Raw genomic sequence first — 16,271 nt, forward strand, 5'->3', positions numbered from 1 at the left:
TCGCAGGTGTCCAACACGAGTAGGTGCTCGTCCTCGCCGAACAGCTCCGCCAGAGCGTCGACGGCGTGCGACCCTGACGCGCCGACGGCGGCGGCCACTCGTCCGGGCACGAGGTCGGGCTGGGAGGCGGCCGCCAGCTCGGCCAGCCACACCCCCCGGAAGGCGGGGAGCGCGCGGCGGGCCACATGAAGGCCAATCCGCGACTTCCCCGCCCCACCCGGACCGAGAACGGTCACGAGCGGCGACGTCAAGAGCAGCCTCCGGACCTCGGCGGCCGCGAACACGCGTCCCACGAACGACGTGGATTCCTCCGGCAGATTGTGCGACGCGCTCTCGCCCCGCAGCAGCGCCGCTAACGCCGACGCGGAGGGCGGGCGCTGCGACGGATTGGTCGCCAGCGCGGCCTCGATCGCGCTCTGAACGCGATCACGCTGCGCGGCCGGCACCCTCGACCAATCCAACGCTGCCCCCGGCTCGGGCACCGCACCTGTAAGCAGGACCGCGGCCGTCACGGCCAAAGCGAAGACGTCGGCGGCGGGCGTCCGCTCGCGCTCCGGCGCGCGGTAGCCGGGCGTGGCGGCCGAGCCCCCCGAGCCGATATCGACGAGCACGGCCTGCCCGTCGCGGGCCACGACTACGTTGGCGGGCTTGACGTCGCCGTGCACCAGCCCGTGTGCGTGGAGGTGGTCGAGGGCGGCGGCGACCTCGTCCACACGCCGCAGGCACTCCTCGAACGGCAGGTCGCGATCCTCGGCCAGCGTAGTCCCCTGGACCCAGTCCATGACGACGACATGCTCGTCGCCGTGAATCAGATGCTCGTGGACAGTCGCCAGGCCCGGGTGGGGAGGCACCTCGACCGCGGAGAGATCGTGGCCGACCTTGAGCGCGATCGTCCGTCCGTCGCGCACGTCCCGCGCCAGCCAGACGGTGCCCTGGCCACCCTGGCCGGCTCGACGGATCGCTTCGTATCGTCCCGCGTACAGCATCCTCTAAAGATCGGCCGCCGACACGGCGCCGCGCCGGATGGCCTCGGCGACGAGATGTCCGCGGCGGCGTTCGTCGGGATCGAGGATCTCGAACTTGTCGTACAGCCGCTGCAGGTGCTTTTTGACGGTGGAGTCGGTCAGGACAAGCTCGCGGGCGATGTTCTTGTTGCCGGCCGGTTCCGACAACATCGTCCGCGACAAAATCGGACGGCACAGCGCGACGAGCACGTCGCGCTCGCGACGGGTGAGCTCGGGTGGAGCTTTGGCGCTCTCGGTGACGCTGACCGTGGAGGCGGTGGCGGGAAACTTGAACAGCAGGCGTGTTTCGCCGATCCGGATCTCATCGCCCGGACGAAGGACGCGGTCGCCGACGATGCGCTCGCCGTTCAGAAACGTCCCGTTGCGGCTGCCCACATCCCGGACGCACCATCCGGACGCGTACCGCTCGACCACGGCGTGCAGGCGGGAAACCTTGTGGTCCCAGGGCACGGGGGCATCGTTGGACGCCGTCTTGCCGATCGCGATCCGGTCCTTGTCCAGCAGGACCATGGACGCCCCGCGCGGGCCGAGCAGCTCGAGATAGGCGTTTCGGACGTACGGATCCCCCATCGCTGAAGCTTACGGCGGGCTGTCCATCTGCGACACGGACCTGTCCCGAGCACGGCCGGTTCATCGAGCCAGGCGACGTCCCGCGCGTCGCCCGGCTCAAAGCGGTGACTAGGACGTCTAGGCGTTCGGGTCCGGGATGTGGATCGACGAGCTTCCGAAGTCCTTCAGGGTGAACTCGGCCTGCGCGCTTCCCTTCGCATAGGAGACGTGTCTGACCAGGTGCTCGGCGTCGTCGATCTTCAGGACCAGTGATGCGCCCTCGGCGATGGACACTGTGACCGTTCGGATCCCCTCGGAGTCCGGTGCGGACGGCTGTCCGAAGCTCGAAGGGGGGAGGTTGTCCACGGGTTCCAGCAGGCTCATCACAGGATCCACCACGTCGACCTGACCCGCGCCTCCGGCCTTCTTTCCCTGGGACTTCTTCGCCTTTTTGTCCGACTTGCGGAAGCGCTGCTCTTTGGGCAGCTTCACGTGGAGGTCCTCGCCGATGGCCACCTGCTCCACGGCGAGTCCGGCGCCGTCGCGGCCCTTGAGCTGAGTGACGGCGTGGTAGCGGGGGGGGTCCGCGGTACCCGAGGAGAGGTCCGCCGCGGCGGTGGCAACGCCGGAGGCCGGGTCGAGGGCGGACCCGGCCCCGGCCACGCGCTGCGTGAACCGGAAGCGTTCCATTCCCCGGACGTTCTCGATGGCCTCGTGGACGAGCGCCGCTCCATCGGAGGGGTCCGCCGCCGTAAGCACCGCGTAGTCATCGGCGCCCGCCGTCCGGATCGCTCCGGCCGCCACGGCTGCGGCGGCTGCCAGCGTGAAAACCGTTACGCCCAACCTCTTCATCTTCTTGTGCCTCATGTCTTCGATACCTCCCTCAGGCCGCCTGGAGCGCGGTTGCGTTCAGGGTCAGGATGTTCGCGCAGTACGCCGTGACCGTTCTGCCGGTCTGCGCGGCGACTTCTTCCTTGAATGACTCGAGCTGCTTGTCCGAGGCACCGTCGTTGCCGCGCGCGTCGGACTGTTCGGCGACCCGCAGCTTCACGCTGAGCGAGTGGTAGGTGGAGTCCTTCGTCACGCAGCCGCGGATCAGATACGCCTTGTCGAGGTTGTTCTGAAGGCTCGAGTGTGTGACGACCGTCTCCCACGGCACCTCCGTCCTTCCCACGTTTCCGAGGAGGTCCGCCACCTCGGCGCGGTAGACGTGCGGTGTGAGGGCTGGGTAATCGAACAGGTCGATCGCCGTCGGCACGGGTGTCTTCTCCACACCGTCGGCGAAGTGGCGCTTTGTCGCGTCGTCCACGCCGGACCCGGGACCGTCCGTCGCCATGAAGTCCAGGGGGAGCATGGCGTCCGACACGTACTGCGACTTCGGCGGAACGGGGCTGAGCACCGTGATCACCGGAGGTGTGTTGTCGAGTGTGAAGGCCCGGCTCTGCTCGCCCTCCGAGTTGCAGGTTCCGCTTCCATCCGTCCCGAAGAACTGGACGGTCTGCGGCCCGTCGCTCCCTTCGAGACGGAAGGGGGCCGGGTCGGCGGGAACCGCGGGTCCGTACGCGGGGACCGCGTTTGAGGACGGGAAGGCCCGCAGGGAGACCCGGATGTCGGGTTTGCCGAAGTAGTTGTCGATCGATGTGATCGCGATGTCCGTCTCGCCGGACACGAACGTCTGCCCCTGGCTGGTCACGTTCGGCCCCGACAGCGACAGTGAGCTCGCCGGGGGCTGCGAGTCGGTGATGCCCGTCGGTGGGTCGCCGGCGTCCGAGAAGGCGTCGACGCCGCGAACGGGCTGCTTGAACGTCGGACGGAAGACCTTGTCGCGGGAGACGCAGTCCTCCCACAGCCACATGGTTCCCATGCCGTAGGACCGGTTGTCCCGCATGGAGTTCGCACGCCACTGGTGGTCGGCGTCCAGGGACTTGGCCCATCCGAGCATCGCGTTATTGGGGACGTCCCAGTCGGCGCTGGCGTTCGTGTGGGGGCCGTACAGATCCCCCAGTGTGGCGGCGCCGGCGCCGGCGGCCCGGCGGAAGAACGTGTTGAGTCCGTTCTCGTCCAGCATCGAAAGCTTGCCGAGGATGCCGGTGTCGTACAGAGGTGCGAAGTCGGTGAGGCTGTAGTCGCAGAAGACGTCATTCACGTCGTCGTCGACACACGCCGCGGGCAGCCCTATCTCGGAGTCGATGTCGTCCCGGCTCCCGTCGGGGAAAAGCGACGGATGGTCGACGTAGTCCTCCGGGTGAGCGAAGATCCGGATGATCTCACTCGGCTTGATGATGCCGTCCTGGTCGTGGTCAAGGATGTCCTTCACGCCCTGATCCAGCTCACTCGTCCGGAGAGGCTCGGTGATGAAGGTGCCGACTTCCCTGTCCACGTAGTCCACGAGCTCGGCGATCACCGCGTCCTTGGCCTTGCCGTAGACGCGCTGGATCGCTCTGATGAGGTCGCCGAGGACGGGGACCGCAGCGAGCACGTCGAAGACGAACCCCAGGACCGTCGCGACCAGCTCGAGGGCGTAGTCGATGAGCTGCTCGACGATCCCGTCCTCCAGTAGGAACGTCGGGACGCCCATCATCGCGAAGAAGTTGTCGAAAAACCAATCCTTCAGTGCGTTGAGGATCACACCGGCGTCGGTGCTCCTTCCGGAGAAGAATTGCTGGGCGATGGTCTGCCAGACCGCCGGCCAGGAGTCGATGCCGCGGTCGATGGCGGCGATCCATTCATCGAGATACAGCTCTATGAGGACGTCCAGCACCAGCTCGATCACGTTGAAGGGGGAATCCGTGGGGTCGGGGAAGCAGAGCGGGCAGTCGCCGACGAAGTCCTGGCTCGTCGAGTCCTCGTGGACCTCGGCCTCTTTGGTTTTGAGCGCGTCCTGCATCCCGAGGAACTCGTCCCAGAACTTGTGCTCACCCTTGTCACGCGCGAAGTCCGAGCGGATTAGCTTGTCGGCGATGAACTTCGTCGGCGCGTCCACCGGAAAGCCGGCCTTGCTCTCCCAGCCCGGCCGGTGCTTGTCGACGTAGGCCTCCACGACCAGGTGGCGGACGGCGATGTCGGCATGCTCGAGCTGGCTCCAGGGAGGCGCGACCCCCTCGGCCCACTTGTTCACCCAGGTGTGAGCCCATGTGTCCCCGTTGGCGTGCCCGGCCATGTACCCGAGCGCGAATGCGATGTTCTTCAAGCGCTCGGGCTGGGGGGTCGCAGGATCCCACGCTTGCTCCCACAGGTAGTCGAACCACTCGTGAGAGCGTGAGCCCTCGTTGCTTTCGGGCTCGGTGTCGTTATGCGTCCGAGTGTCGGGGTGGATGGCCAGCTGGCCGAAGTAGGTGTCGGGGAAGGCGTCCGGGCCGATGGCGCCGGCGTTGAAGGCGGCCGGATATGCGGCCAGCGCCTGCGCGATCGTCGGATTTACGGGCACCGTCACCGACGACGCTCCGTCGGCACGCGGAATAGTGACCGACCCACTCTGCGCCTCCCGCATCGCCTGGGCGACGCCCAGGATGTGCGTGGGCGGCGACCATGCCGCCGCGGGCTCGGGCACTGCCACGAGCAATGTGGCGACGAGCGTCGTCACGACGAACCCGCTGACCGCCTTCAGGCCGATGGCCGCAGTGCGGATCCGCCTCCGCTCGGGCACACGAACAGGGACCTCCCGTGTCGCATGCATAGACCGCTCCTTCCCTCAACCCGTCTCGTCGGCTCTCTACGAAATGTAGAGACGGGTGGGGCGGTCGAGAACCTCTCGACGGCTACCGCATCCGGTACCGGAGGTACCGGTTTCCCCCCACGTTCGGACACCCTCGAGCGGTCGGCTGGTCACGCCGGGACGGGCGGTCAGGAGCGGAGCCCGGGGATGGTCAAGCCGGACCCTGGGATCTAGCTCGGGCGAGGTCTCAGTGGGTGGTGGGGGCCGGTTGGTTGGCTATGTCCAGCGGCTGAAGGTCCGGTCTCGGCAGGTCCAGCACACGGGAGTAGAAGGCCTCCTCGGCCCCCAGGCAGCGACTGATCGTCTCAGCGCGACGGAACCCGTGGCCCTCGCCTTCGAACTCGATGTAGGCCACGGGTCGTCCGAGCCGCTTGAGCTCCTCGACGATCAGCCGGGACTGGTTCGGCGGGACCACGCGGTCCTCAAGTCCCTGCAGCAGAAGGACCGGAGCGTGGATGTCCCCGACCGCATGGATGGGCGAACGCTGCCGGTAGCGGTCGCGCTGCGTGTCCCAGTCTCCGATCAGCTGCTGGTCGTAGTGGGCCTCGAACTTGTGGGTCTCCCCGTGGAACACCTCGAGGTCGCTGATCCCAAAGTAGGCCGTCCCGGCGGCGAAGACATCCCTGAATGCCAGCGCGCACAGCACCGTGTACCCACCGGCGCTCCCGCCCCTGATCACCATTCGCTGCGGGTCGGCGTCGCCACGGCGCACCAGGTGCATGGCGCCGTCGATGCAGTCGTCCACATCGGCTATCCCCCACCGGCCATACAGCTGCTCGCGGTACGTCCTGCCGTAACCGGTGCTGCCGCGGTAGTTGACGTCCAGGACGGCGTAGCCGCGGCTGGTCCAAAAGGCGACGTTGGACGTCCCGAGGTTCAGTGCGGTGGCAGACGCCCCCACCGGGCCCCCATGCGCGAAAACCACCAGCGGCGGCTGTCCGGACGGGGGGGACACCGACGGGTTGCGCGGGGGGTAGTGGAACGCGTGGGCGGTCCCGCCGTCCGACGTAGGGAACTCCAACACCTCAGGCTCAGCCAGGAACCCGTCAGGCAGGGTGACCCGCGTCCCGTGCAACAGCTGGGCTTTGCGTCCTCTCCGTGAAATCCAGACGGACAGGGGCTGGGACGCCGAACCGCCGAGATACGCCACGGAACCGTCCGGCAGCACCCTCGGGTCGGCAACGGCAGAGCAGCGGGCGGTGAGTCCTGATTCTCCGTGCGACGCCGCGAGCACGAGTTGGGACCTGCCGCCGCGGCTGCGAACCGTAACGAGGTCTCCGTCGGATAGGAAGTCGTAGGACCAGCCCCTGGTCGTCGGCCGGCCGAACTCGGCCTCCTCCGCGGTCACCGCCTCGATGCCCGAAGCTGCCGCCCGGTACAGGTTCCACCAGCCGGTGCGGTCCGAGACGAAGTACAGGACGCCTTCCGGCGACCAACGTGGATGGCAGACGGACTCCCCTGGCCCGCCCGCCACCAGCTGTGCGTCGGCCAGCGCGCCCTCCGCGTCCAGGTTCCCCATCCACAGCTCCGTGCCGTCCCAGGGCATGTTCGGGTGGCTCCAGGTGATCCACGCGACGGTGGTGCCGTCGGGGCTGAGGCGGGGGGTCGCGTAGAAGTCGTTGCCGGACACAAACCGCTGCGGCGGCCCCCCGTTCTGCGGGACCGTGACGATGAAGTTGTCCGGGTGAAGGTCGGACTCCGAGTGGTCCTCGCAGACGGCGAACAGCCGGCCCCGGAGGGGGTCCGGCTCGAGGTCGGCGAACCGAAGCGGCGCGTGCGGTGTGATCGCGCCTGGCTCTCCTTGCGGATCCAGGCGGTACACCCGCTGGTCGCGCCGGTCGACGAAGTAAAGGATCTGCCCGTCCACGGCGATGGCGTTTCCCCCGTACTCGTGCACCTTCGAGCCCACGTTGAAGGGGGCAGGAGTGACGTCCTCGGCCCGCCGGCCATCCCAGCGGACGACGACGCTGCGGGCCTCGTCCGGCCGCATTTCCACCCAGTAGACGTGGTCGCCGGAGACGAGGATCTCCTCGAACGTGATGGTCCCGGCAGTGAGCCACTGCCCGGTGACGGGCGACGTCCAAGTCCCGAAGGGATGGGACTCCGTCATCCGAGCTGCTCCCGCTCCTCGTCGGTCAGCCGCAGGGCCGCCGCGGCGACGTTCTCCTCAAGGTGCGCCACCGACGACGTCCCCGGGATCGGCAGCATCTGCGGCGAACGCTGAAGCAGCCATGCCAGCGCCACCTGTGCCTGTGTCACTTGGTGCGCGTGCGCCATGGCGTCCAAAGGGCCTCCAGGCCTGGTGAGGCTGCCGTCGCCGAGCGGGTACCACGGGATGAAGGCGATCCCCGCCTGCTCGCAGTGGTCGACGACGGGGTCGGACTTCAAATCCCCCAGCCCGTAACGGCTCTGGACGCTGGCGATCGGTACGGTCTTCACCGCGCTCTCGATGTGCTCGCGCGTCACGTTGGACAGCCCGATCTCCCGGACCTTGCCCTCCTCGCGCAGCTCCACGAGGGCGCCCAGCGACTCGGTGAAGGGAACCTTGGCATCCACCGTGTGCAGCTGGTACAGGTCGATGCAGTCGGTTCTCAGCCGGCGCAGGCTCGCCTCGCAGCACTCCTTCAGTCGCTCCGGACGGCAGTCGGGGGTCCATCGGGACGGTCCCGGACGGACCAGGCCACCCTTGGTCGCCACGATCAGGTCGTCCGGGTATGGGTGGAGAGCCTCGGCGATCAGGTTTTCGCTGACCTCCGGACCGTAGGAGTCGGCGGTGTCTATGAAGTTCACGCCGAGCTCCACGACCCGCCGCAGCAACGCCCTGGCCCCCTCGGGATCCGCCGGGGGGCCCCAGATCCCGCGTCCGGTCACGCGCATGGCGCCGAAGCCCATGCGGTGGACTGAGCGGTCGCCGATGCGCACGGTTCCAGCCGCGGCGGCGGGAGCGTGCGTGGTCACGTGTCCTCCGGGGGTCGGGTGAGCTCGACCCTACCGGAGACCCCGCTCGCGAGGCGTGGACCTACGAAGACGCGGTGGTGAGCCTGAATTGACGCCCGCTGGACGAGCTCGGGTTGGCGGCGGTCTGGTGCTCGTTCGTGATCACCGCGAAGATGCTTTCGCAGCCTCCCGAATCGACGCTGACGGCGGCCTGTGCCCCGGGCCCGAGCACCGACGGCAGAGATGTCATCCGCATCGACGTGCCGGTGTCGCAGACGACGCTGCCCCGAAGAAGACCAGCACTGTCCCTGTTGGCGAGGGTCATCGTGTAGGACGCCCCCTCCGGCAGGCGGACCCACGCGATCGCGTAGTCGTCCTTGACGGTGTTGTCGATCGCGCCGTTCAGTCCGGCGGACAGGGGGGCTCCGGGCGGAGCGGCGGCGTCCACGTAACCGGCCGCCTCCTCGAAGCAGTGCGGCAGGGCGTACCCGCCACCGCAGGTCCTGTTGAACCTCACTGCGATCGCGTAGTCGTGGAATGCGGCGCCCAGAGACAGTCCCTTGTTCTGCATCGCCTTCTGCATCGCCGTCAGGTTGTGGGAGCTGCCCTTGCTTGTCTCCTCCCAGAAGTCCTGCATCACCTGCTCGCCTCCGCCGGGAGTCGAGGTGCCGAACCGCTCCGTGAGTCCGCGGAAGGTGATCCAGTACGGGTACGGAGATTGCCCATAGGCCCCCATGGAGTCGCTGAAGGACGGCCACAGGTAGTTGTAATTGTCGTCTGCGCCGTCATAGACCTCGTCTTCCATCCAGGTCGCGCCGCCCTCCGAGAACGCAGCGTCGGGCCGGCCTGAACCGATGAGGGCGCCGTAGCCGAACTGGATGGAATGGTTGAATTCATGCGCCGTGGTGGCGTCCAGTGCCTGTTGGGGCGTCCCCGGGAAACGGGTGTAGTCGGAGCTCAGCCCCATGCAGGAGGCGTAGGCGTCTCCTTCGTTCCACGTCGTGTTCGGGTTGTCACCGACGTCCTCGGTGGCGGCGACATAGCCGTAAAGACCGGCGGCGCCAAAGGTCGGGTCGAGCCGGACGAGATACTTCTGGCCGGTCAGTGGCGGAGCCGCCCATCCGAACTCGTCAACCTGGCTCGACCAGGCCCCCTCCAGCGACTGGAGGTAGGCCTCGACGGTGAGGCCGCCGCCGATCGTCCCCGGCACGTATTCCACGCGGAAATGAGCCGACTCGACCGCGTGCGTGGTGACGAACGGGCCGAAGATCCCGCACAGATCGGCACTCGGGGACAGATCACCCACGAGGTCGTCGAGCGTGGACCGCTGGACCCCGGCGGGCATGGCATCAACTCGTTCACGCAGCTCCAGCAGCGGCAGAGTCCCCTTCCAGGGCGCTGCGGACATGAACGCCGGTGGGAGCTTTGTGGGAGCGGCGATGGCGTAGGCGAGGTACAGGTCGGCCGTGTACCGGTCGACGGTCCCGGACTCCACCGCCCGTTCGATCAGCTGGGGGGTTGTGAGGACTTGCGCAGGCGCAACGGGCAGCCTCTGAGCGGAGGCCGACGCCGGGACCACTGCAGCCAATAGCAGGACGATCAGAGCGAGTCGAACCGGGCGCATGGGGATCTCCTGTTGGGGTCGTAAAAGACTTCGCCCTGCGTGCCCACGTTCCTGCCCGGTTCAGGGTCATCTTCCAGGGCCTGCACCCTTTGCCGAGGCCGGCAGGGATGGCCGTCGGATTGGGTATGTTGGGGGCCGCACTCCCGGCGGCGTGGCCGAGTGGTCAGGCAGGGGACTGCAAATCCCCCCACGGCGGTTCAATTCCGTCCGCCGCCTCCAGCGTCAGCGTTCAATCGCAGCTCTCACCCAAGCCGTCCGGCGGACCTCCCCCGTCTTCGGATGCACCGCCTCCACGACCCCGTCCGGCTCCCATCCCAGCGAACTCAGCTGTTCCACCAGGTCCGCTGTACCCGTACGCACCCGCTCCGCCCGGAGCACCAGCCGGCCCCCCGGCGCAACCACATCCGAAAGCAGATGCGAGACAAGATCGCGCTCCAGTCCCGGCGGAGCGTAGTCCAGCCCCGTGTGGACGACGTCAAACCGCCGGGGCGCAACCCACTTCCTGGCGTCGTCCACGAAGATCCTCGACGCCAGCGGCTCCCCGACACGGCGCCGCGCCAGCCACGCCAGCCGGGATGAGATCTCCAGACCCCAGCACTCGATGCTCCGTCCCCGCTCGGCCCCCCAGCGCTTCAGGCTCTGCATGAGGTACCCGTTCGCGCACCCCACGTCCAGCACTGTGGCGTCTCCTTGGAAGCAGTCCAGGATCAGCTCCCGCGACCAGCGCCACTCGTCCTCGTCGCCGCCCTTCCCCGACTGCAGGCGGGGGTCGGCCGTCAGCAGGTAGGCATCGACGAGTGCCTCCTCGACTGAAGCGGTCCATTGGTCGGCGTTGATGCGTCCGGACCGGAAGTCCTCGGAAGCCGCGTCGATTGCCTCCTGCGCCCATCTCCCGTCCGGCTCCGGCAGCCCCAGCGCCCTGGACGTCCACCACAGCGCCTGTGTCCCGGCTCGTCTCTGGATCCACCGGACCCTCGGCGCGTCCGGCACCGCCTCCAGACCCATCCGGCAGGCCCAGAAACCAGCCAGCAGCGCAGGCAGGCCGCCGTCGCCGGTCCACAGCTCGTCCGGAAGGGGTCCACCTTCGAGCCGAAGGCTGGGAAGAAACCCGGCAACCTCCACCTCCGGGTTGCCGACGGCGGCAGAGTCCCAGTCGACAACGACTGCTCGCCCGGGTAGCAGGCAGAGGTTGTCGGAGCGGATGTCGAAGTGGACCAGTGCCTCTCCCGCCAGATCGGCTCGGCGCTCGGCCTCCAGCAGAACCGGCAGCGTCTCCCGCAGCCAGTCCGGGGAGCACAGGCCGGTTGACAGGAAAGGGTCTGGGTCGGCAGCCACACTCTCCCAGCCGCCTCGGATCCCTGGGACGTCCTCCAGACGTCCCAGGTGCGACGGTGGACGCACGAGCGGGATCTCCCGCAGCACGCTCAGCACCGCCTCCACGTCGGCGTCCTCCCACGGCGGCGGCCAGCGGCCCTCGGACAGGTCCTCCAGGACCATCAGGGGGACGGAGTCGTCCGCGCCGAGCAGGCGCGGGAGAAAGTCGGCCTCGACGGACTCATAGAACCGCCGCTCGACCCGCAGTCTCCGAGCCGACTGCCCCGTCACGCCCGCTTTGACGAAGGCCGAACCCCCCGAAGCCAGCCGGACGACCCACCGCTCCGCGGGCGAGTAGCCACCGTCCGGACGCCGCCACGACTCGACAGGCCCGGCGATCCGCTCGACCGCATGGCGGACCTCGGGCCTCAAATCCGGCTCCCAACGCCGCGATCCGTCCGGGGCTTCATGGTTCGCAAGGCTACTGCCGACAGATAAGTAGCATCAGCGCGAAAGACATGGAGCATCTCGCCGCATGACGAACCGCAGCCGTCGGCTTGCCCCGCGGGGCGAAGCCGGCCAGACGATGGTCGAGACGGTGGCCGCTCTCTTCATCATCGGCATCGGCCTGGTGGCCGTGATCGCCCTGCTCCTTCGGGCCAACACATCGGTGGGTGTAGGCAAGGACCGCAACGTGGCCCTGACGGTGGCCGACTCCTACCTCGAGGACATCCGGGCCCGGCCCTACGACGACATCACCCTCACAAGCCCTCCCACACCGTCCACCGACCAGAACCACCCCAACAGCTCGGTGACCGGCACCACGTACCGATACGACCCGTCGAAACCTCCCGAACCCCTGGTCCTGAACCCGGCCCGCACGACCGGGCTCTCGCCGGGCCCCCTTTCGTTCCCGCCGGGCCCCATCAAAGGAGAGGTCTACCGCTACGTCACGTGTGTGGACGACGCGGCGACACCGGACGTCCAGGACTACAAGAGGGTGACCGTCGTCGCCCGGTGGATGGGTGGACCTCCCGCGCCGTCCAAGCAGGTGAAAATCACGTCGGTCGTGGTGCCCGCGGAGGCGCAGACGCCTTGCTGAGTCCTCGCGCCCGGCTATCCGGCCGCCGGCAGGAGGCCGGGGTGACACTCGTCGAGTTACTAGTCGTGCTCGCGCTGATGCTTCTCATCGCGTCGATCCTGGTGGCGATCATGGTGAGCGCCCAGAAATCGGAGAACAAAGTGAGAGGCCAGGCCGACGTCACCGAAACGATTCGAACGGCGCTGGAGCAGTTCTCCAGGGACGCCCGCCAAGGGGGCGCAGTGACCGCCGCGTCCTGTACCCAGCTGAGCTTCGTCTCCTACTTCAAGTCCTCCACCCCCAGGTCGGTGACATACGACTTCTCCAGCGGAACGCTCTCGCGCAGAATCGGCTCGGGTGCTGCCACCCCGGTGGCGACGGGGCTGGTGTCGGGCAGGTTTGCCTCGCCCGGTCGAATCGAGCCCACGCAAACGCCGATCCTGCACCTTCCGTTGCCGACGGCGACGCCGGCGCCCACGGACACCTGCTTCCCCGCCGGCAGCGCCAAGTCCGTGAGGCTGGAGCTCGCCGGTCTTCCGAAAGGCGCAACTCAGCCCATCACCTTGGGGATCACGGTGGCGATGAGGAATTCGCAGTGAACACTGTCCAGAGGCTTCGGGAGAATGGCGAGGAAGGCGTCTCGTTGGTCTCGGCACTCCTGATCCTCGGCGTCCTGTCGCTGGTTGCCGTCGCGTCGGTCGCGTCCTCCGACCGGATCCTGTCGGGTAACCTCCGCAGCCGCACGCGCGCAGGCGCGATTCACGCTGCGGACGCGGGCATCGAGTACGCGAAGTACAGGCTTCGCCGCGGCCTGCTGACGTCCACCGACCCCAGCGGTCCGTGTGCCTACGAAGCCGGCACCGGCACTCTCACCTGCAATCAGTCGCTGGGCAACAGCCAGTCCTACTCGGTGGTGATAGGGCCGGCTCAGTTCGGCGCCGATTCCAGTGTGACGCGGGTCCTCACGTCGACGGGATCGTCCGGCCCCCGTTTGAAGCGCAAGGTACAGGTCACGATGTACAAGCAACCGGACCCGTTCCGCCTGCCGCTTTTCGCCGATGCGTCAATCAGCATCAACGGAGGCGGACAGATCGACTGGTACGACTCACGCGAGCGCCCCTACGCCGGCACCCCGTCGCCGCCGCACTTCGGCGACGTCAGGTCCAACGGCAACATCACGCTGTCCGGTGGCTCCCGCATCTACGGCTCCGCCACGACCACGGCCACGGGAGTCATCAGCAGGTGCAACAACTGCCAGATCTTCGGGACGACGTCCAATGGCGGGGCGAGGCTGTCGTTCCCGCCTCCGGACGTCAGCCGAGTCGAGACGGCCAACGACAACGCCAGGATCTGCTCCACGGCCGGCGACTGCAGCGGCTCCTACTCGTGGTCCCCGGTCACCAAGGTGCTTTCGGTTTCCGGAGGCTCGGTCCGGCTCAGGTCGGGGACCTACAGCCTGTGCCAGCTCGCAATGAGCGGTGGACAGTCGGTGATCACGCTTGACCCCTCCTCCGGGCCGATCCGCATCTTCATCTCCGGGCCGACCACGGCCCCCTGCGGAACGCTGATCACCCCGCAGCTGGATCCGCTGAACATCACCGGGGGTACCTGGAGGTACCCCGCCGCCCAGTCGGCGCCCGAGTTTCAGACCTATGTGCGCGGCGATTCGGTCGTTCCCACCAGAGTGACACTCAGGTCCGGAAGCAACTATCTGGGAGTGGTGTACGCGCCGCTGTCGGACGTCGCCATCCAGGCCAGCGCCGACCTGTTCGGCAGCTTCAACGGAAAAAGCCTCAGCCTCGGAGGCAACGGCAGCATCCACTTCGACAAGGCCGTTGCGGGCAGCGGGGCCGGTGGCAACCCCTGGCTGCAGACCCTATGGATCGAGGTCTAGGGGGCGCGGTTGCCCCCAGGCCTCCTCCAGGAACGGACCCAGGTGGGCTGCGAGCCGCTCCGGGTGCAGGCGGTACTCGAGGATGGATGAGGCTTGGACGAACCGCCCTCGCGGGAGCAGGCCGGCCAGCTCGCGCGCGTCGTCCATGACGTGCAGCGGGTCCCGGCGGTGTCCGATCACCAGCGCGGGCATCTGCAGGGACTTCAGGCCCGGCTGGTCGTCGGTTGGCAGGCCCGAGGCGATCAGCCCCCGGATAATGGCGACCGCCGATTCCGGGTCCATCGTCGCCACATCACGAATGGCGGCAAGCTCCGGCACCACACTCACCGGCGGCAGCCGCCGAAGGATCCAGGTCGTGCCCCTGACTGTCCGGCCCCCCGCTTCTATCGTCCTGGCGAGTGCGCTGAAGATGCGAGTGGCGGGGGCCCGGCCGCGCTCCAGAACGGGCATCTCCACCACCAGTCCCCTGCACCGCTGCGGATTCGCCAGCGCCGTTGCGATCGCAACGTTGGCGCCGAGCGACAGCCCGCCCACGACCGCCTGCTCGATGCCGAGGTGATCGAGAAGGCAGATCACGTCCGAGCTGAACCCGCGCCAGGTGTACAGCTCAGGATCGACCGGCCTTTCGCTCAGGCCGTGGCCGCGAAGGTCCAGCAGGATCACCCGATGGCCGGGAAGGAGCCTGCGCAGGCGGACGAACATCCGCGACGACCACAGCAGACCGTGCAGCAGAACCAGAGGCCGCCCGGACCCGCGGTCCAGGTAGTGGAGCCTCAGCGAGTCCGTGGGATGCGTGAACGTGGCCACGCACCGAAGCTACCCAAACGAAAGGACGGGGAACCGCGGGTCCCCGTCCTGTTCCCCGCCCTAGAGACTGGCGCAGCGAAGCTCGAGGAGCTCGTCCATCTTCGGGTCCTGCTCCACCAGCTCGTCCGTCAGGACGACCGGCTCGGCAGGCACCATGTCCTCGGCCCCCACCGGCAACGGGAACCCCGTCTCGTCGCGCCCACGAAGCTCTGTGACTTCCATTCGTCCCCCTTCGGAATCCGGCCCGTCGTGGAAGGACTCCGGGGGACGGCTGGAGGTTTCACCCGCGGCGACTTCGCCTCAGACGACGCAGTGGGAGTCGAGCCAGGCAATCACGTCGGAGATCACGCGGTCCTTTTCCGGCTCGTTGAGCACCTCGTGGTACAGGCCGTCGTAGATGGTCAGGGTCTTGTCCGTGACTACCAGCTGGGCGTGCACCTGGGCCGATCCGGACGGGTCGGCGATCACGTCCTGGGAGCCGTGGACCAGGAGTACCGGGATGCTCACGAGCGGGACCGCGTCCGTAACCCGCTGGATTGCCTCGGCCGCCATCATCGTCAGGTCCATCGGGATCCGGTCCGCGAACACGAGGTCGTCGGCCGCGTAGGCCCTCACGACGTCGGGGTCGCGCGACACCGTCTCCGGAGGGACGCCTGCGCTGGTCATGAGCGACTCCATGACGGCGGCTCCCGGGACGATGGCGGTCCCGGACAGCACGGCTCCCGACAGCGTGTCTGCCGGAAGGGCAGCGATCGCTGGGATCGTCAGCAGAGTGCCCATCGAGTGGGCGAGGACAAACGCCGTCGGATGGACCGAAGCTGCGTCGAGGCACAGCTGGGCCACGTCGTCGATCACGGGCTGGAGCTCACCTCCGACGTCGCCCGGGAAGCCGGGCGACTGCCCGTGCCCGCGCAGGTCGCGGGCAATCACGTGGTACCCGGCCGAGTTCAGAGCCCGCGCGACGTGCTCGTAACGCCCCGTGTGCTCAGCCAGGCCGTGAACCAGCGCCACGGCTGCCTTGGGCGACTCGATGGGCCAGGTCCGCTCAAACAGCTGCGACATGTCACCTCCCGACGGCGGCCACCATGCAACCACAACCAATGCGCCGCGAGGCGCACCCGGTTTTGGCCCGCGCCCACTGCCGGAAACGTACCGGTAGACTCGGGGGCCTAGGGCTCTTAGCTCAGGGGGAGAGCGCTTCCTTGACACGGAAGAGGTCACAGGTTCAAATCCTGTAGGGCCCACGAATGGCGCTGGACCAGTTGTGTCCGCGCCGACCGCGCTCCCCTCGCCGCCCCAAACCACCAGTCGCTTCAGAGGCATGA

14 protein-coding genes and 2 tRNA genes are annotated in these 16,271 nt (G+C 68.0%); 5 read left to right on the top strand and 11 right to left on the bottom strand.

Annotation, left to right across the window (positions count from 1 at the left end; all coding sequences use genetic code 11):
* The 7 genes from VNE62_05355 to VNE62_05385 all read right to left on the bottom strand — a co-directional run.
* Window positions 1-986: protein kinase (locus tag VNE62_05355; GenBank protein ID HVE91709.1), on the bottom strand; the 986-nt coding region annotated here is incomplete at its 3' end.
* 3 nt (window positions 987-989) lie between these two features.
* Window positions 990-1,595: an FHA domain-containing protein gene (locus VNE62_05360; protein HVE91710.1), complete on the bottom strand. Its 606-nt coding sequence runs from the start codon at window positions 1,593-1,595 to the stop codon at window positions 990-992.
* 117 nt (window positions 1,596-1,712) lie between these two features.
* Complete coding sequence (locus tag VNE62_05365; protein HVE91711.1) at window positions 1,713-2,441, bottom strand: hypothetical protein; 729 nt, start codon at window positions 2,439-2,441, stop codon at window positions 1,713-1,715.
* 16 nt (window positions 2,442-2,457) lie between these two features.
* Complete coding sequence (locus VNE62_05370) at window positions 2,458-5,250, bottom strand: hypothetical protein (GenBank protein ID HVE91712.1); 2,793 nt, start codon at window positions 5,248-5,250, stop codon at window positions 2,458-2,460.
* A gap of 226 nt (window positions 5,251-5,476) precedes the next feature.
* The gene (locus VNE62_05375; protein ID HVE91713.1) at window positions 5,477-7,399 is read right to left on the bottom strand and encodes a S9 family peptidase; all 1,923 of its coding nucleotides are present in this window, start codon (window positions 7,397-7,399) and stop codon (window positions 5,477-5,479) included.
* Window positions 7,396-8,247: an aldo/keto reductase gene (locus VNE62_05380; protein HVE91714.1), complete on the bottom strand. Its 852-nt coding sequence runs from the start codon at window positions 8,245-8,247 to the stop codon at window positions 7,396-7,398. Before VNE62_05380 ends, VNE62_05375 begins: the two co-directional genes overlap by 4 nt.
* Before the next feature lie 61 nt (window positions 8,248-8,308).
* Complete coding sequence (locus tag VNE62_05385; GenBank protein HVE91715.1) at window positions 8,309-9,850, bottom strand: hypothetical protein; 1,542 nt, start codon at window positions 9,848-9,850, stop codon at window positions 8,309-8,311.
* Between the two features lie 145 nt (window positions 9,851-9,995).
* Here VNE62_05385 and VNE62_05390 point away from each other — a divergent pair.
* Window positions 9,996-10,069 (top strand) — tRNA-Cys (locus VNE62_05390).
* A 3-nt stretch (window positions 10,070-10,072) separates the two neighbouring features.
* Here the strand turns inward: VNE62_05390 and VNE62_05395 are convergent.
* Entirely contained in the window at window positions 10,073-11,596 is a 1,524-nt protein-coding gene (locus VNE62_05395) for a phosphotransferase (protein HVE91716.1), read from the bottom strand.
* A gap of 103 nt (window positions 11,597-11,699) precedes the next feature.
* Between VNE62_05395 and VNE62_05400 the strand changes: the two genes are divergently transcribed.
* From VNE62_05400 to VNE62_05410, 3 genes are read left to right on the top strand one after another with little or no spacing between them, the layout of a single operon-like run.
* The gene (locus VNE62_05400; GenBank protein ID HVE91717.1) at window positions 11,700-12,266 is read left to right on the top strand and encodes a hypothetical protein; all 567 of its coding nucleotides are present in this window, start codon (window positions 11,700-11,702) and stop codon (window positions 12,264-12,266) included.
* Window positions 12,182-12,844 carry a prepilin-type N-terminal cleavage/methylation domain-containing protein gene (locus tag VNE62_05405; protein ID HVE91718.1) on the top strand — a complete coding sequence of 221 codons (663 nt, stop codon included), beginning with the start codon at window positions 12,182-12,184 and terminating at the stop codon, window positions 12,842-12,844. The genes VNE62_05400 and VNE62_05405 overlap by 85 nt, the downstream gene beginning before the upstream one ends.
* Window positions 12,841-14,139, top strand: a complete 1,299-nt coding sequence (locus VNE62_05410; GenBank protein HVE91719.1) for a pilus assembly PilX N-terminal domain-containing protein — start codon at window positions 12,841-12,843, stop codon at window positions 14,137-14,139. Before VNE62_05405 ends, VNE62_05410 begins: the two co-directional genes overlap by 4 nt.
* On the opposite strand, the gene VNE62_05415 is transcribed toward VNE62_05410, so the two are convergent.
* The 3 genes from VNE62_05415 to VNE62_05425 form a co-directional block, all read right to left on the bottom strand.
* Window positions 14,122-14,946 (bottom strand): alpha/beta hydrolase, encoded by an 825-nt coding sequence (locus tag VNE62_05415; protein HVE91720.1) that lies wholly within the window; start codon window positions 14,944-14,946, stop codon window positions 14,122-14,124. The two genes, VNE62_05410 and VNE62_05415, sit on opposite strands and share 18 nt — an antisense overlap.
* A gap of 60 nt (window positions 14,947-15,006) precedes the next feature.
* Window positions 15,007-15,168: a hypothetical protein gene (locus VNE62_05420; protein ID HVE91721.1), complete on the bottom strand. Its 162-nt coding sequence runs from the start codon at window positions 15,166-15,168 to the stop codon at window positions 15,007-15,009.
* A 78-nt stretch (window positions 15,169-15,246) separates the two neighbouring features.
* Window positions 15,247-16,008 carry a lysophospholipase gene (locus VNE62_05425; protein HVE91722.1) on the bottom strand — a complete coding sequence of 254 codons (762 nt, stop codon included), beginning with the start codon at window positions 16,006-16,008 and terminating at the stop codon, window positions 15,247-15,249.
* Between the two features lie 110 nt (window positions 16,009-16,118).
* On the opposite strand from VNE62_05425, the gene VNE62_05430 reads away from it, so the two are divergent.
* Window positions 16,119-16,190 (top strand) — tRNA-Val (locus VNE62_05430).
* Window positions 16,191-16,271: the final 81 nt, after the last annotated feature.

The organism is Actinomycetota bacterium (assembly GCA_035536535.1).
Lineage (GTDB): Bacteria > Actinomycetota > JAICYB01 > JAICYB01 > JAICYB01 > DATLNZ01.

What these genes read in the sequence shown, in the direction of transcription:
- VNE62_05370 (HVE91712.1), bottom strand. Translation starts at nt 5,250, where the DNA reads ATGCATGCGACACGGGAGGTCCCTGTTCGTGTGCCCGAGCGGAGGCGG.
- VNE62_05400 (HVE91717.1), top strand. Translation starts at nt 11,700, where the DNA reads ATGACGAACCGCAGCCGTCGGCTTGCCCCGCGGGGCGAAGCCGGCCAG.
- VNE62_05385 (HVE91715.1), bottom strand. Translation starts at nt 9,850, where the DNA reads ATGCGCCCGGTTCGACTCGCTCTGATCGTCCTGCTATTGGCTGCAGTG.
- VNE62_05425 (HVE91722.1), bottom strand. Translation starts at nt 16,008, where the DNA reads ATGTCGCAGCTGTTTGAGCGGACCTGGCCCATCGAGTCGCCCAAGGCA.
- VNE62_05360 (HVE91710.1), bottom strand. Translation starts at nt 1,595, where the DNA reads ATGGGGGATCCGTACGTCCGAAACGCCTATCTCGAGCTGCTCGGCCCG.
- VNE62_05365 (HVE91711.1), bottom strand. Translation starts at nt 2,441, where the DNA reads ATGAGGCACAAGAAGATGAAGAGGTTGGGCGTAACGGTTTTCACGCTG.
- VNE62_05375 (HVE91713.1), bottom strand. Translation starts at nt 7,399, where the DNA reads ATGACGGAGTCCCATCCCTTCGGGACTTGGACGTCGCCCGTCACCGGG.
- VNE62_05420 (HVE91721.1), bottom strand. Translation starts at nt 15,168, where the DNA reads ATGGAAGTCACAGAGCTTCGTGGGCGCGACGAGACGGGGTTCCCGTTG.